Annotated in this window: 16 protein-coding genes and 1 tRNA gene; 7 read left to right on the top strand and 10 right to left on the bottom strand. The window is 64.5% G+C overall.

Annotated features, from left to right (window positions below; genetic code table 11):
• A complete protein-coding gene (locus tag IVB45_RS09310; protein WP_027516497.1) occupies positions 1 to 876 on the bottom strand; it encodes a phosphoribulokinase in 876 nt (291 codons plus the stop codon).
• A gap of 12 nt (positions 877 to 888) precedes the next feature.
• The gene (locus IVB45_RS09305) at positions 889 to 1,926 is read right to left on the bottom strand and encodes a class 1 fructose-bisphosphatase (RefSeq protein ID WP_247356953.1); all 1,038 of its coding nucleotides are present in this window, start codon (positions 1,924 to 1,926) and stop codon (positions 889 to 891) included.
• Between the two features lie 122 nt (positions 1,927 to 2,048).
• On the opposite strand from IVB45_RS09305, the gene IVB45_RS09300 reads away from it, so the two are divergent.
• Positions 2,049 to 3,020, top strand: a complete 972-nt coding sequence (locus IVB45_RS09300) for a LysR family transcriptional regulator (RefSeq protein WP_247356954.1) — start codon at positions 2,049 to 2,051, stop codon at positions 3,018 to 3,020.
• Positions 3,021 to 3,274: 254 nt separating this feature from the next.
• Here IVB45_RS09300 and IVB45_RS09295 read toward each other — a convergent pair whose 3' ends face one another.
• From IVB45_RS09295 to IVB45_RS09270, 6 genes are all read right to left on the bottom strand, one after another.
• On the bottom strand, positions 3,275 to 3,484 hold the full coding sequence (locus IVB45_RS09295) for a hypothetical protein (protein ID WP_007594851.1): 210 nt from the start codon (positions 3,482 to 3,484) through the stop codon (positions 3,275 to 3,277).
• A 138-nt stretch (positions 3,485 to 3,622) separates the two neighbouring features.
• Complete coding sequence (locus IVB45_RS09290) at positions 3,623 to 4,033, bottom strand: DUF4118 domain-containing protein (protein ID WP_247356956.1); 411 nt, start codon at positions 4,031 to 4,033, stop codon at positions 3,623 to 3,625.
• 139 nt (positions 4,034 to 4,172) lie between these two features.
• Positions 4,173 to 5,366, bottom strand: coding sequence for an MFS transporter (locus tag IVB45_RS09285; protein ID WP_247356957.1), 1,194 nt, complete (start codon positions 5,364 to 5,366; stop codon positions 4,173 to 4,175).
• Between the two features lie 53 nt (positions 5,367 to 5,419).
• Entirely contained in the window at positions 5,420 to 5,974 is a 555-nt protein-coding gene (locus IVB45_RS09280; RefSeq protein ID WP_247356959.1) for a TetR/AcrR family transcriptional regulator, read from the bottom strand.
• Between the two features lie 1,059 nt (positions 5,975 to 7,033).
• Positions 7,034 to 7,993, bottom strand: a complete 960-nt coding sequence (locus IVB45_RS09275) for an N-carbamoyl-D-amino-acid hydrolase (RefSeq protein ID WP_247356961.1) — start codon at positions 7,991 to 7,993, stop codon at positions 7,034 to 7,036.
• A 191-nt stretch (positions 7,994 to 8,184) separates the two neighbouring features.
• Complete coding sequence (locus IVB45_RS09270; RefSeq protein ID WP_247356962.1) at positions 8,185 to 8,616, bottom strand: hypothetical protein; 432 nt, start codon at positions 8,614 to 8,616, stop codon at positions 8,185 to 8,187.
• A 177-nt stretch (positions 8,617 to 8,793) separates the two neighbouring features.
• Between IVB45_RS09270 and IVB45_RS09265 the strand changes: the two genes are divergently transcribed.
• The 3 genes from IVB45_RS09265 (at position 8,794) to IVB45_RS09255 (ending at position 9,983) form a co-directional block, all read left to right on the top strand.
• Entirely contained in the window at positions 8,794 to 9,054 is a 261-nt protein-coding gene (locus tag IVB45_RS09265) for a hypothetical protein (protein WP_247356963.1), read from the top strand.
• A 156-nt stretch (positions 9,055 to 9,210) separates the two neighbouring features.
• A complete protein-coding gene (locus IVB45_RS09260) occupies positions 9,211 to 9,435 on the top strand; it encodes a hypothetical protein (protein WP_247356964.1) in 225 nt (74 codons plus the stop codon).
• A gap of 221 nt (positions 9,436 to 9,656) precedes the next feature.
• Positions 9,657 to 9,983, top strand: a complete 327-nt coding sequence (locus tag IVB45_RS09255; protein WP_027568651.1) for a hypothetical protein — start codon at positions 9,657 to 9,659, stop codon at positions 9,981 to 9,983.
• A 33-nt stretch (positions 9,984 to 10,016) separates the two neighbouring features.
• Here IVB45_RS09255 and IVB45_RS09250 read toward each other — a convergent pair whose 3' ends face one another.
• Entirely contained in the window at positions 10,017 to 10,991 is a 975-nt protein-coding gene (locus IVB45_RS09250) for a tripartite tricarboxylate transporter substrate binding protein (protein ID WP_247356965.1), read from the bottom strand.
• 410 nt (positions 10,992 to 11,401) lie between these two features.
• Positions 11,402 to 11,478 (bottom strand) — tRNA-Pro (locus IVB45_RS09245).
• A 68-nt stretch (positions 11,479 to 11,546) separates the two neighbouring features.
• Here IVB45_RS09245 and IVB45_RS09240 point away from each other — a divergent pair.
• Genes IVB45_RS09240 through IVB45_RS09230 form a run of 3 tightly spaced genes read left to right on the top strand, consistent with a single transcriptional unit; the run spans position 11,547 to position 14,426 of the window.
• Positions 11,547 to 12,536 carry an L-threonylcarbamoyladenylate synthase gene (locus tag IVB45_RS09240; RefSeq protein ID WP_247356966.1) on the top strand — a complete coding sequence of 330 codons (990 nt, stop codon included), beginning with the start codon at positions 11,547 to 11,549 and terminating at the stop codon, positions 12,534 to 12,536.
• Between the two features lie 22 nt (positions 12,537 to 12,558).
• The gene (locus IVB45_RS09235; protein WP_247356967.1) at positions 12,559 to 13,986 is read left to right on the top strand and encodes an FAD-binding oxidoreductase; all 1,428 of its coding nucleotides are present in this window, start codon (positions 12,559 to 12,561) and stop codon (positions 13,984 to 13,986) included.
• A complete protein-coding gene (locus IVB45_RS09230) occupies positions 13,983 to 14,426 on the top strand; it encodes a GNAT family acetyltransferase (RefSeq protein WP_247356968.1) in 444 nt (147 codons plus the stop codon). The genes IVB45_RS09235 and IVB45_RS09230 overlap by 4 nt, the downstream gene beginning before the upstream one ends.
• The last annotated feature ends 8 nt before the right edge of the window (positions 14,427 to 14,434 follow it).

The following is a 14,434-nucleotide window of genomic DNA, read 5'->3' as shown; positions in this document are numbered from 1 at the left end:
TCACTTCAGGTTTCGCTTGCGCTCGATGAGCTGCATGATCAGCGGCGTCAGGATCAGCTGCATGGCAAGATCGAGCTTCGCGCCGGGGCACACGATCGAATTGGCGCGCGACATCCAGCTTTGCGGCAGCATCGAGAGCAGGTAGGGGAAGTCGATGCCGCGCGGGTTCTTGAAGCGGATCACGACCATCGATTCGTCCGGCGTTGGGATCCAGCGCGCGATGAATGGATTGGAGGTGTCCACCGTCGGCACGCGCTGGAAGTTGATGTCGGTCTCGGAAAATTGCGGACAGATGTAGTGGATGTAGTCGGGCATCCTTCGCAGAACGGTGTCGGTGACGGCCTCGGTCGAATAGCCTCGCGCACTGCGGTCGCGGTGCAGCTTCTGGATCCATTCGAGATTGATGACGGGCACGACGCCGATCTTGAGGTCGGCATAACGCGCGACGTTGACCTTGTCGGTGACGACCGCGCCATGCAGGCCCTCGTAGAACAGCAGGTCGGAGCTCTCCGGCAGCCGTTTCCATTCGGTGAAGGTGCCGGGTGCGGCACCATGCAGCGCGGATTCCTCGGCATCGTGGACATAGTGCCGCGTCGTCGCCGTACCGGTCTCGCCATAGTCGCGGAACGCCCGCTCCAGCTCCTCGAACAGATTGGTCTCGGGGCTGAAATGGCTGAAATGCCTGTTGCCGCGATCGGCCTCCTTCGCCATCTGCGTGCGCATTTCCACGCGATCGTAACGATGGAAGGCGTCGCCTTCGATGTAGGCGGCGTTGACCTTCTCGCGGAAGAATATCTGTTCGAACGTCTTCTTGACCGACGTGGTGCCGGCGCCGGAAGAACCGGTGATGGAGATGATCGGATGCTTCCTGGACATGGGATGCCTCGCTTACAGCCGGAAGAAGCCGCGCCGCGCGAACAGCGGTGCGGAGACGCTGGCGACCAGCAAGGGATCGCAATGCAGGTCCTCGACGCGCTGCACCTCGTTGTTCGAACCCATGATCAGCGGCACGCGCTGGTGCAGGCTCTGCGCTGAAAGCTCAAGGATGCGTTCGCGCCCGGTCGACGCGGAGCCGCCGGCCTGCTCGACGATGTAAGCCATCGGGTGCGCCTCGTAGACGAGGCGCAGGCGGCCGTCGCCATAGCCCGGCCGTGCATCGGAGGGATAGAGGAACACGCCACCGCGGGTGAGGATACGGTAGGCCTCGGCAACCAGCGAGCCGACCCAGCGCATGTTGAAATTGTGGTTGGCCTGCCCTTCCACACCGGCGAGGCATTCGTCGACGAAGGCGCGCACCGGCTGTTCCCAATGCCGGCGGTTCGAGGCGTTGATCGCGAACTCCTCGCAGGTCTCGGAGATCTGCACGGCGCTACGCGCGAGACGGAAGCAACCGGACTTGCGATCCAGCGTGAAGATATCGACGCCCTCGCCAAGCGTCAGCACCAGCGAGGTCTGCGGGCCGTAGGTGACGAACCCCGCCGCGAGCTGCGCCGAGCCGCGCTGATGAAAGGCGAGCGCGAGATCATCAGGCGCGGGCAGGATCGAAAAGATCGTGCCTACGGTCATGTTGATGTCGATGTTGGAGGAGCCGTCGAGCGGATCGATCGCGACGCAGATCTTGGCCTTGCGGTCGCCGATCTGAGGTTCGCGCATCTCCTCCGACGCCAGTGCCGCGATCGGCAGCTTGCCGAGACAGCGGCGCAGGATCGCATCCGCCTGCACGTCGAGATCGCGCTGGACGTCACCGTCGCTATTGCGGCCGGTGGTCAGGCCGGAGGCGTCCGCAAGGTCTCCCGTGGCGATGAGATCGGCGATTTCGATCGCGGCCGCCGCGATGGCATCGACCGCGGACGCCACGGCCAGCGCATGCGGCGCCGTCTCGGAATACCGCTGAAGGTGGTCGTCCAGCCTGAGTTGCCCGGTCATCTGCGTCCATCCCCTTTGCTGGTGCCGTATCCAGTTCCCTCCTCGCTGGAGGTCCGGTGCGGTCAGTGCCAACAACGATGAGATTGACAGGGCCGGCTTAATAAGGAAAATTTCTATTCATAATGAGCGCCAAAGAATTATCTTATAATGCCCATTCGGCGGCACAGCTCCGGCATCTGACGATCCGGCAGCTTCGCTCGCTCGCGGCGCTCGCGGCCAAGGGCAGCGTCACGGCAGCCTCGACCCAGCTCGGCCTGACGCAGCCGGCCGTGACCCAGCAACTGCGCCAGCTTCAGGATCTCGCCGGCCTGCCGCTGCTGCAGCGGACCGGCGACGGCATGCTGCTGACGGAGGCGGGCAAGGAAGTGCTTACCCTCGCCGAGCGCGTGGAAGCCGCAATCACCGACTGCCAGGGCGCGCTCGACCTGCTCGCCGGGCGAACCGGCGGCACGGTGCATCTCGGCGCGGTCTCGACCGCAAAATATTTCGTGCCGCACGCGATCGCGGCATTCTCGAAGCGGTATCCGAAGATCGAGCTCAAGCTCACGGTAGGCAATCGCGAGGAGATCCGCGAGGCCATGCACGGCTACGACCTCGATTTCGCGGTGATGGGTCGGCCACCGGCCGATGTCAGCGTCGACGTCCGTCAGCTCGGGCGGAATCCGCACATCATCGTCGCACGCAAGGGGCACTGGCTGGAGAAAGATTCCGGCCTCAACCTGACCGACCTCGTGCACGAGACCTTCCTCACCCGCGAGCCTGGCTCGGGCACGCGGACGCTGATGGAAGGCATGTTCCAGAGGTCGGATCTCGAGCCGATCATCGGCATGGAGATGAGCAGCAACGAGACCATCAAGCAGGCTGTCATCGCCGGGCTCGGCATCGCCTTCATCTCGGCCCACACCGTGGCGCACGAGCTCACCGAGGGCCGGCTGATCGTGCTCGACGTCGCGGGCCTGCCGATCGTGCGGCAATGGTACGTGATCCGCCGCAGCGACAAGGTGCTGTTGCCGCCGGCGCAGGCGATGTTCGATTTCTTGGGATCGGAGGGGTCGAACTATCTTCCCGAATTGCCCGAATTCGGCGCGCGATAGCCCGTCGAAATTCAGCCCATCAGCTTCATCGCGACCGTGGCTGCGAGAATGACGATGATCTGGAGCAGGCGCTCGGTCGTGAAGATGCGGTTGAAGGTGGTCATCGCTTGCCCCGGCCGAATTGGAATGTCTCGGTCGGGACGTTGCTAGCACAGGCGGGCGTCGAGATAACTCCGTAATCGCCCCGTGTTTTCCGTGCGCGACCCGACGGCCGACGCGGGCCTGCGCAAGGCCGCGCCGCCGATGGTTAACGATCAGGCCGCACGCGTAGCAGCGTAATCCATCCGCGCGGCGAAATAGGCTTCCAGCTCCAGCAGCGCCCGTGCTTCCCAATCCTTCGCCTGCTCGAGCAGCGACCAGCTCTGGCCCGGGCGGAATGCAGCGGTCTGGCGATAGAGCGATGCGATGCCGCGATAGCGGCGCACGTTCTCCAAGATGGCGTGACCGGTTATTTGGCCGTTCATGTCCGAAAACTCCCTCGTCATTCCCGGGGGAGAAATTGCGGCCAAATCTTTTTTGAAAAGTTAGCGCCGCGCGGCAAGCGCGCGAATGGTTTCCGGACTGTTGCCCGCGCGCAACGTGCGCGGCCGTACAAGGCCGATCTATTGCGAATTCGTTGCCGCGCTCTCGCTGCGCGGCTTCAATCCACCGCGGCTGATGATCTCGCGGCAGAGATCGGCAAGTCCGATCACCAGCACCGCGAACAGGCAGAACAGCTTGATGGAATCGGCATGCGCGCTGGTCAGAGAATTGAACTCGAAGAAGGGCGGAATGAACGCCCACCACACCAGCGGAATGGTGAGCAGTGCGGCGAACGCCGCAACTGGCACGCCCGCGATAATGCCGAGCACGAACAGGCTGGGCAGGAACGCTGCGAAATAGAGTTTTGCGCCGAGCGCGACACAGACGCCCTGGAGCGCAGCCGACATTGCGACAACGACGAATCCAAGCAGAAACGCCTGCCACGACCATGGTCGTACCCGCGGTACGCCAACCAGCCCCGCACGCCTCATCAGCCTCCCCCTGCCGCCCGTTAACCAGGCTCGCTTGCGACCAAAGTACTACAGCGGCAGGGAAACTGCGAGGTGGAAATTGCCGGCCGGACGGCCTTGGTAAACGGGCCGAATCGCACAATCTGGACCCACCGCGGCCCTACTCGGTGGCCGCATAGACCAGGCCTGCGACGGGCAGCGCGAGGCCAATGGCCGATGCCAGCGTCCAGCCGCCTTGCGCAAACGCCCAGGCGCCGACCGCCGAGCCCGCCGCGCCCGCGGTGAAGAACGTCGCCATGTAGAGGCCGTTGAGGCGGCTGCGGTGCTCATGCCCCAGCGCGAAGATCGCGCGGAAGCCGAGCACGACGTTGCCCTGCACGCCGATGTCGATCGCGATCGCGGCCACCACCAGGCAGGCGAGGTTCAGCACCGATCCGGGCGCGCCGACATGCGTGATCAGGAAGCCTACGGCCGCGAGCAGCAGCGCGACCAGTGTTGCCATGCGGCTGTAGCCGCGATCGGCAAGCCGCCCCGCGATCGGCGCCGCGAACACGCCGGCGACACCGGCGAGCGCGAACAGCGCAATGCCGCGCTGGGTGAAGCCGAACTCGCTCGCGAGCAGCAGCGGCGTCACGGTCCAGAACAGGCTGAAGGCGCCGAACAGGCTGGCCTGGTACAGCGCGCGGCGGCGCAGCAGCGGCGTGGTCCGCGCCAGATGCGGCATCGACAGCAGCAACTCGCCGTAATGCATCCGCGCGACCGGCTTGCGCTTCGGCAGCGTCATCCAGAGTACCGCTGCGAGCACGATCATCAGTGCGGCCGAGCAGAAGAACACCGCGTGCCACGACAGCATCGCCGTGACGAAGCTCGACACCGGTCGCGCCAGCATGATGCCGAGCATCAAGCCGGTCGAGACGTTGCCGACGACACGGCCGCGAATGGCTGCCGGCGCAAGGTGCGCCGCATAGGGAATGATGATCTGCACCGCGATCGAGCCGAGCCCGATGAACAGCGCGGCCATCAGGAACGGTAGCGCATGGGATGCGGCCCCCGCGGCGAGCAGGGCTGCCGCGCCGAGCGTGATGACGGAGCAGATCAAGGTGCGGTTCTCGACGAGGTCGCCGAGCGGCACGATGAAGAGAAGCCCCACGCCGTAGCCGATCTGCGTCATGGTGACGATCAGTCCCGCCGCTTCATGCGACAGGCCGAGCGCGGCGCTGATCGGGGCGATCAGCGGCTGGGCGTAATAGATGTTGGCGGCGACCATGCCACAGGCCGCGGCAAGCACGAAGGTCAGGCGCTGCGACACCGCATCCGGCTCGGGGGCTGTCTCGATCGTGGCATTCATCGTCATTCACATAGTCTCCAGGTATTAGGAAACGCTTGTTTCCTAATATGACAAAAAATTCAGGCGAGCAGCTTCATCGCGGCGGCGACCAGGCGCTTGCCGTCGAGCGAAAGGCGCGCCTTGCCGACGACGCGCAGACCCTGCGTGATGCAGATCATCAGCCGCGCGGTGTCGTCGGCGGCGACATGGCGGGGAATCGAGCCGTCAGCCTGCCCCTCGCGAATGAGGCCAGCGATGAAGCCTTCGTTGGTCTCGAGCCGCGCGCTGACGAGGGCGCCCACCACCGGATCGACCGCGCACAATTCGACCGCGCTGCCGACCACGAGACAGCCGCGCCGCCCCTCGCTGCCCTGGGAATGCTCTACATACGACAATAGCATGTTGCGCAGCCGCTCGCGGCCGTTGGCGCCTTTCGCCGCGGCGCTACGCGTCTGCTCCTGGCGCAGAGCGACATAGCGCTCGAAGGCGGCGAGAAACACCGCATGCTTGTCGCGAAACGCCTTGTAGACGCTGCCGGTCGCCAGCCGCATCGCCGCGGTGAGATCGCCAATCGAGGTCGCATGATAACCGCGCTCGGAAAACACGCGCACGGCCCCGTCGAGGGCAATGTCCATGTCGAACTCCCGGGGACGGCCGGGCGGACGCGCGACGGAGCGGGATTTGCGGGCGGCTTTTTGCATTGCGGGATAATAGGGAATGATTGTTTCCGAATAAAGACACGTGGTTGTGATGGGGTGTGGGTCACACTGATCGCCACCAACCCCTGCATCGTCCTGGCGAAGGCCAGGACCCATTACCCCCGGGAGGAGTCCGGCGGACATTCGCTCGGTGGGATTGATACCGCCTCAAATCGATAGACCTCGGGGTATGGGTCCTGGCCTACGCCAGGACGACATTTGAGGTTGTTGCGCCAATTCGCAGACACGCCTTCGCATCCTCGCGGCGCGTTTCGCCCGAGCTTTGCTTCGTCACTCCACCCTCAAATCCAAGAGGGCGCAGGGAAGGCCGGGTGCCGGCTGGCACCCGCGGTCCGCCGCGCGAAAAGCACACGCAGGAAAACCGCACAGCAGCATACAGGTGTAGCCAATCACTCGGCCTTCCCTGCGCGATGGTTGGACGGCTTATGCCGTGCTCTCCCGGGAGCCGAGTTCCTTTTGGCCTCCCTCGCCTTCGCGAAAGTCACCGGCGCCGCGCCGGTTGACGCAAGTGCCGCATCCGCAAGAGCTTGACCGTAGCAACGACGGCCAGGACCACACGGTTTTGCCGTACGCACGGCCCGCCATTTCGCCGCAGTTTTCCCAGCCCTGTCGACAAAGCCGGAAACTTACAGACGAGACGAAGCCTAGCAGCGCCGCTCGTCGGAACGAAGCCTCGGGCTCACGGAGAGCAATCCGCCCTGCCCTTAGCCTCTCGCACCCGAACGTTGCCGCGTCCACCGCAAGCCCGGCTCGCGAACGTGACGACCACAAGATCGCCCCTCAAGGATGAACCGGGATGGGCGACACATACGTCATTTCCGAATTTCGGTAAAGCGGAATATTTTTGCAGGAAGGGGTTGACGGAGTGCGGGTGTTTTGCCCGACGGCAAGTCTTGTAGCCCGGATGAGCGAAGCGACATCCGGGACTCTCGCAGCGGTCCCGGGTATCGCTTCGCTCACCCGGGCTACAGGAGCTCACCCTGTCGTTCGCACCGGCGTTCTGTCCGCCATCAGGGTCACGCCCTTCCGTTCGACAATCATCCGGTAGGCCTGCGGCTGACGGTGAACGTCGAAATTGAAGGTGGTGCGCTTGTAGGAGTTGCAGAGATCGAGATCGCAGCGAGCGAGCGCTATCTCGTCGCCCTTGGTCGTGCATCGCGCGATGATCTCGCCGGAGGGCGCGATGACGCAGCTTCCGCCGATGTGGTCGACGCCCTCCTCGACACCGGCCTTGGCGACGCCGACCACGAAGGTGCCGTTCTGGTAGGCGCCGGCCTGCATTACCAGATGATTGTGGAACAGCGAGAGATCGTCATGCTCGGGCGCGGGCGGATTGTGCACCGGCGTGTTGTAGCCGATCATCACCATCTCGACGCCCTGCAGCCCCATCACCCGATAGGTCTCGCTCCAGCGGCGATCGTTGCAGATCGCCATTCCCATCACGCCGCCAAAGGCCTCGGTCACGCCGAAACTGCTGCCCGGATCGAAATAGCGCTTTTCCAGATGCTGGAATTCGCGCCAAGGCTCGTGCTCGGCATGCCCGGGCAAATGCACCTTGCGATATCTCGCGATAATCTCGCCACTCTTCTCGACCAGGATGGAGGTGTTGTAGCGCCTGACAATTCCGGCCTCGACCGTCAGCTCGGCATAGCCAAGATAAAATCCGATGCCGATCTCGCGCGCGAGATCGAACAGGCCTCTCGTCTCCAGCCCCGGCATCTCACGCTCGAAGAAGCTGTCTATCTCCGCCTGATCCTCGAAATACCAGCGCGGAAAGAACGTGGTCAGCGCGAGCTCGGGATAGACGATCAGGTCGCGACCGTTGGCGTGCGCCTGGCGCATCAAGGCCATCAGGCGCGCCACGACCGCGGTTCTCGTCTCTGTCCGCGCGACAGGGCCAAGCTGGCCGGCCGCGATCGTCAAAAATCTCGTCACGAATCTTTCCCTCGTCCGCTTCCTGGGTCAGGTCGCGGCAGAGACTATCTTGCGATGCGTCGCGCGCACAGCCTCGCTGTCCGGCACGGTGCCCAACCGAGAGGCAGTTCGACCGTCACGCGGGGAGCGCCGAGGATGAATAACGATCGACCGCATCCACGTCGCGCGAAAACACCCTCGCAGAGCGCCACTCACCATTCTGCGGCGACGGGCTCGTTGAAGAACTGACCGCGCGCCGCCATGCGCGACGGCTGGCGGCGACGATGCCGCTCCGCGACGCGTTTGTTCAGAGCGGCCGCCTTGGCCTGCCTGGGCTCCGCGGCCTTGGAGAGCTCCGCGGCGGGTTGCGCCGTTATGGCAAATGCCTGGCGCGTACCGTCCGGCGCGACTGGCGCCGCCGCGTCTGACGTTGACGCCACAGTTTTGGTCAACGGAATCTGGCGCACGTTGGTGTCGAAGATGATCTTCTCCGGCCAGGTCTGTGCAGAATGAATTCGGGCGATCGAGAGGTCCGGCCCGGTTTCGGCGGCCGCACTCACGGGGCCGGCCAGGTAGTAATCAGCAAGGTACAGGAGGGCGAGCAGAGCGCCGCCGGTGAAGACGAAATAGCGGATGAGCGGCATGGGTCCCTCGATCGCCTCGTTATCGAGGCCCCTGCAGCAACGGGAAAGAGTGGTAATCGTTCCGGTGCGCCGTGGAGCAATTGCGGGAGACGCTCAGCCGCCCACTGGCATTGTGCTTGCTGGACGGCAGTCAAATCCCTCAGACCCGCAGTGGGTCTGTTTCATCGTGAGGCGATCATGCACCCGACGTCCCGTTTCGAAGCGACCATGCCGACACAGCTCCACGCATTGATCTCCGATCTGCGCTGGCGCATGCAAATGATCGACGCCGACATTCTGGAGGAAGAGCGGAAGGCTGGAATCTCCGATCCCCAGAACGTCGCCTACCCCATGCTCGCGCAGAACCTGCGGGCCCGGCGCGACAATATCCGGGTGAGCATCGCCATTCTCGAAAGCCGGCTTGAAAAGCAATCGACCGAGTGGCCGCGCGCGGCCTGATGCGGTGACGGGCCGAGCTCCAGACGCACGCTAACGCGAGGGAACTCCCGTTGCTGATCTGCAACGGTTCCCGTCCGTCTGAAGCCGGACAAAAGAAACTCCCATTGCGGCCACGAACCCCTCTCACAACGCCGTGAGACGAGCAGGGGAACTACGATGCGTGCGCAACGAGTCTGGGTGGTGAATGGGGCCGCCAGCGTCGAACAATTGCAAACCAGATTGGACGATCTGAACAAGCGGCTCGGTCAACTCGAGACCCAGCCCCCCGAGAGCTGGAAAGTCGAAGAGCTCAGATCGAGCGCACTCAACCTGTCGCGCGAGATCGACGACATCCGCTGCGCCGAGGCGACGGCGGCGCTGAGCGAGCTGCTGCGGAAATAGCCCGCGTTCGCGATTCGCCCGTCGCGGCTGGAACCAACGCCGCCTCCCCGCCATTGCCATGCCGAGCATGGAGCAAAATCATGACCAGGCACCTGACGCGGACCGATCTCGCGCGCGGCGTGGCCGGCGCGGTATCCACGCTGGTCCTGTGCGCGACGATGGCCTTCACCATCGCGCGCCACTTCGCGTTGTAAGGCATTTGGCCCTGTGAGGGATTTCCGATGACGTCCGACCCCGAGGAATCGGTCAGGCTGCAAGGTTACGGCGAGATGACCCTGCGTACGGCCGTCACGACGATGATGCTGCTTGCGCCGCGCGAGCGCGCGGACGCCGCCATCTTCCGCGTCCGCGACGGCGTGCGGCTCGCCTCAAGCGAGATTGCCGAACTCGCCTCCGAATGGGGCATCACGCCAACACCGGAGATCAGGTCTCCGAACCTCGTCCCGGAGCAAAATTGGACACATGTCGTTCGCGGCATGGTACGCGAGGCGCCGCTGCCGGCACTGATGATTGCGTTTATGGTCGGCGTTCTGGTGGCGCGGCGATAGTCTCGCAACAACCGCCGGCGACAGCTGGGTTGATTACTTCTGCTCGTTCGTGCGCATGTCTTCAGCATAAGGACGCAACGCCTCAGACATGCCGTCGAGTCGTTTCTGCCACTCAGCGCCAGTCAGGAAAGCGATCACCGGCTCGTCGCCAGGCGAATTCGTCAGGTACTCGGGATTGCGCAGGCCTTCCGCAATCCCGGCTTCCAGCATCTTGACGATGTCGTCCGGAACGCCCTTCGGCACCGCGAAGCCGCGTTCTGCCGTCGTCGTGATCGGAAAGCCCACTTCCTCTGCTGTCGGAACTTCGGGCAGCGATGGAAAGCGCTTCTTCGACAGGATCGCGATGACGCGAAGTTGCCCCTTGTTGCTGCCATGTAATTCGGGAATCTCGCTGAGAGTGACCATCCCGACTTCCAGATGCCCGCCCAATAGATCGGTCCGCTGCGCGGCCGTTCCTCTGTAAGAGATTTCGTTGGGCTCGACCTTCGCGGCTGCTGCCAGCATGCGAATGGCCAAATGACCGTTCGTGCCGGCACCGTTGTGACCAAACGTCACCGAGCCGGGCTTGCTGCGAAGTGCGGCAATGACATCCGGTAGATTCTTGAATCTGCTGTCCGCGGGAACCACCATCACGTTCGGATCTTCAACGATCCGTGCGACCAGCCGGATTTCATCCGTTGTGTATTGGGTTTTGCGCGTCATCGGCAAAAAGTTGTAGCCCGGCACGTTGACGACGCCGATCGAATAGGCGTCGGGCGCCGCGCGCGCGATCGCAGCAAACGCGATCTCTCCACCAGCGCCAGGCTTGTTCAGGACGACAAACTTCGCCTTACCGCCTAGCGCGCGCTCAACAAAGGGAAGAAGTTTGCGAGCCATGACATCGGTACCGCCGCCGGGCGCAAAGCCGACGACGACTTCGATCGGCTTGTCTTCCGGCCACGCGGCCCATGCCGATCCGCAAGCAGCGAAGGTAAAAGCTGCAACAAGCGCGACGATTTTCTTGTTCATGATTCCTGCCCTGTTTTTTGTTATTGGCGGATTGCGCTGCTTGAAGCTGCGATCGACTGCAGGTTCATCTAACCGTCGGTCTGACCGGATGGCAACCGACCGTCCCGAGCGCGAGGGTTTGATGAGTTACGGCGGTTTTAGAGGCAATTGCGGAAGCGTCAGAGGAGGCCTCGTGGGAGCCGTGCCTGGTGTGATTTGATTGGCTCGCTCGCGGCGAGACGGTAATTCTCTGACCTACCGTGCAACGCCGGATCAGGGATGCCGGCGAAAAGAAAGCCATGCCGCTGCGGCACACGCCTCTGCCCGGCCAAATCGGCCGTGGACCCGCGCCCTAAATCGTTGCAATAAGGCGCTTCCGAGGCCCCGGCGACCGGTCCGCCGAGCCTCTAGAACGTCGACTTTTGGAAGAATGGTCGGAGTGGCAGGATTCGAACCTGCGACCCCTGCGTCCCGAACGCAGTGCTCTACCGGGCTGAGCCACACTCCGACAAGAGGCCGGCTTATAGCGTCGGGTTTGGCGCACCGCAAGCGGCCGAGCTGAGGAATCTTATCCCTGTGAAAACGGGTCTTGAAACGCTGATTTTACCGGCCGGCACCGCCGGCGCGGAAGCTGCCGCCCGGACATTGGCCGCCGGCGGGCTGGTCGCGTTCCCGACCGAGACGGTCTACGGCCTCGGGGCGGACGCCGGAAACGCCGGCGCGATCGCCCATCTTTACGCCGCCAAGGGGCGGCCGGCCTTCAATCCGCTGATCGCGCATGTCGCCGACCTCGCGGCCGCGCGGAGGATCGGGCGATTCGACGCCTGCGCCTTGCGCCTCGCGGAGGCGTTCTGGCCGGGACCGCTGACGCTGGTGGTGCCGAAGACGGAAAGCTGCCCGGTGGCCGAGCTTGCCACCGCGGGCCTCGACACGGTAGCGATCCGCATTCCGGCCCATCCGGTGGCGCAGGCGATCCTGCGCGCCTTTGGCAGGGCTGTGGTGGCGCCGTCCGCCAACCTCTCCGGCCACGTCTCGCCGACGCTGGCGGCCCATGTCGAGGGCGACCTTGCGGGGCGGATCGACCTGATCGTCGACGGCGGGCCGGTTACGGTCGGCGTCGAATCGACCATCGTCGGCTGCTTCGTGGAGCCGATGCTGCTGCGGCCCGGTGGGCTGTCACGCGAGCGGATCGAAGCCGTGCTCGGTGCATCGCTGGCGCGACTGCCCGCAGAGACCGACAGCGACGACAGCCAGCCGCTGGCGCCGGGCATGCTGGCCTCGCATTACGCGCCGCGCGCCAATGTGCGGCTCAATGCGCGGGACGTCGCGCCGGGCGAAGCGCTGCTGGCGTTCGGCCCCGCGCGCCTGCCCGGACTGGAGGCCGCCACGGCGGTCATGAATTTGTCGCCCAGCGGCGATCTCGATGAAGCCGCCGCCAATCTGTTCGGCTATCTTCGCGCCCTCGATGCCAGCGGGCCGCGGGCGATCGCGGTGATGGCGATCCCCGAACAAGATCTGGGCGAAGCGATCAACGACCGGCTGCGCCGGGCGGCCGTGGCGCGATAAGAGCGAAGCAAGAGACAAGACAATGAACGTTAATCATTCGGCGACCCCACCGCTTGCGCCCGAGCTGATCGAACAATTCCGCAGAATCGTCGGCGAGAGGCACGCCATCACCGATGCGGCCGACATCGAGGCCTATGTCACCGAGGAGCGCAATCTGTTCCACGGCCGCTCGCCGCTGGTGCTGCGCCCCGGCTCGACCGCCGAGGTCGCCGCAATCTGCAAGCTCGCCTCCGAGCACAAAATCGCGCTGGTGCCGCAGGGCGGCAACACGGGACTCGTCGGTGGCCAGACGCCGCACAATGGCGAGGTGGTGGTGTCGCTGCGGCGGCTAGACAAGATCCGCGAGGTCGACACTGCCTCGAACACCATGACCTGCGAGGCCGGCGTGGTGCTGCAGATCGCGCAACAGAAGGCCGCGGACGTGGACCGGCTGTTTCCGCTGTCGTTGGGGGCGGAAGGGAGCTGCACCATCGGCGGCAATCTCTCGACCAATGCCGGCGGCACGGCCGCGCTCGCCTATGGCGTCGCGCGCGAGATGGCGCTGGGGCTCGAGGTGGTGCTGGCGGACGGGCGCGTGCTCAACGTGCTCTCGAAGCTGAAGAAGGACAACACCGGCTACAATCTGCACAACCTGTTCATCGGCGCCGAAGGCACGCTCGGCATCATCACGGCGGCGACGCTGAAGCTGTTTCCGAAGCCGCGGTCGATCGAGACCGCCTTCGTCGGGCTGAAGTCGCCGGACGCCGCCCTGAAGCTGCTGGCAATCGCGCAAAGCGAGGCCGCCAATGCGCTGACGAGCTTCGAGCTGCTGTCGGAGATGGCGGTCGATTTCTCGATTCGCCACGGCATCGACGTGCGCGATCCGCTCGCGCAAAAGCATGCCTGGTACGTGCTGATGGAATTGTCGTCGCCCGGCGACGACGCCCGCACGCCGCTGGAAACGATCCTCGGCCGCGCCATGGAGGACGAGATCGTCGACGACGCGGTGATCGCGGCCAATCTGACCCAGCGCGCCGGCTTCTGGAAGCTGCGCGACGAGATGTCGTCAGCGCAGAAGCCGGAGGGCGGCTCCATCAAGCACGACATTTCGGTGCCGGTGGCCACCGTGCCCGCCTTCATCGCCGAAGCCAACGAAGCCGTGGTGAAACTGATCCCCGGCGCGCGGCCGGTGCCGTTCGGCCATCTGGGCGACGGCAATCTGCACTACAATGTCAGCCAGCCGATCGGCGCCAACACCGCGGATTATCTGGCGCGCTGGCACGAGATGAACGCGGTGGTGTTCGCGATCGTGCTGCGCATGGGCGGCTCGATCTCGGCGGAGCACGGCATCGGCGTGCTCAAGCGCGACGAGCTTCCCGATGTGAAGGACAAGACCGCCATCGAGCTGATGCGGTCCATCAAGGCGATGCTCGATCCGCTTGGAATCATGAACCCGGGAAAAGTGCTGTGAGTGCGCTCACGATCGACGCGATCACCGAGGCCGATGTCGAGCCCGTGGTCACGCTGTGGCAGCGCTGCGGCTTGACCCGGCCGTGGAACGATCCGCATGCCGACATCGCACTGGCGCGGCGGCGCGATAATTCCACCATCCTGCTCGGCCGCGACGGCGGCGCCATCGTCGCCACCGTCATGGTCGGCCATGACGGCCATCGCGGCTGGGTCTATTACGTCGCGGTCGACCCGGATAGCCAGAAGCGTGGCCACGGCCGCGTCGTCATGGCGGCGGCCGAGGACTGGCTGCGCGCGGCCGGCATCGCAAAGCTCCAGCTCCTGGTCCGGCGCGGCAATGAGCAGGCCAATGCGTTCTACCAGTCGTTGGGTTTCGAGGAATCGACCTCGGTGATGTTCCAGAAGTGGCTCGACGGCCGCACCACAACGCCAAGCAATTGAGATCGAGC

This window comes from Bradyrhizobium sp. 4 (assembly GCF_023100905.1).
Classification (GTDB): domain Bacteria; phylum Pseudomonadota; class Alphaproteobacteria; order Rhizobiales; family Xanthobacteraceae; genus Bradyrhizobium.
This window is presented reverse-complemented; position numbering and strand designations above follow the sequence as displayed.

Bases quoted from the DNA above. Each gene is read 5' to 3' on its own strand.
- IVB45_RS09310 (WP_027516497.1), bottom strand. From the start codon at position 876: ATGTCCAGGAAGCATCCGATCATCTCCATCACCGGTTCTTCCGGCGCC.
- IVB45_RS09305 (WP_247356953.1), bottom strand. From the start codon at position 1,926: ATGACCGGGCAACTCAGGCTGGACGACCACCTTCAGCGGTATTCCGAG.
- IVB45_RS09300 (WP_247356954.1), top strand. From the start codon at position 2,049: ATGAGCGCCAAAGAATTATCTTATAATGCCCATTCGGCGGCACAGCTC.
- IVB45_RS09295 (WP_007594851.1), bottom strand. From the start codon at position 3,484: ATGAACGGCCAAATAACCGGTCACGCCATCTTGGAGAACGTGCGCCGC.
- IVB45_RS09290 (WP_247356956.1), bottom strand. From the start codon at position 4,033: ATGAGGCGTGCGGGGCTGGTTGGCGTACCGCGGGTACGACCATGGTCG.
- IVB45_RS09285 (WP_247356957.1), bottom strand. From the start codon at position 5,366: ATGACGATGAATGCCACGATCGAGACAGCCCCCGAGCCGGATGCGGTG.
- IVB45_RS09280 (WP_247356959.1), bottom strand. From the start codon at position 5,974: ATGGACATTGCCCTCGACGGGGCCGTGCGCGTGTTTTCCGAGCGCGGT.
- IVB45_RS09270 (WP_247356962.1), bottom strand. From the start codon at position 8,616: ATGCCGCTCATCCGCTATTTCGTCTTCACCGGCGGCGCTCTGCTCGCC.
- IVB45_RS09265 (WP_247356963.1), top strand. From the start codon at position 8,794: ATGCACCCGACGTCCCGTTTCGAAGCGACCATGCCGACACAGCTCCAC.
- IVB45_RS09260 (WP_247356964.1), top strand. From the start codon at position 9,211: ATGCGTGCGCAACGAGTCTGGGTGGTGAATGGGGCCGCCAGCGTCGAA.
- IVB45_RS09255 (WP_027568651.1), top strand. From the start codon at position 9,657: ATGACGTCCGACCCCGAGGAATCGGTCAGGCTGCAAGGTTACGGCGAG.
- IVB45_RS09250 (WP_247356965.1), bottom strand. From the start codon at position 10,991: ATGAACAAGAAAATCGTCGCGCTTGTTGCAGCTTTTACCTTCGCTGCT.
- IVB45_RS09235 (WP_247356967.1), top strand. From the start codon at position 12,559: ATGAACGTTAATCATTCGGCGACCCCACCGCTTGCGCCCGAGCTGATC.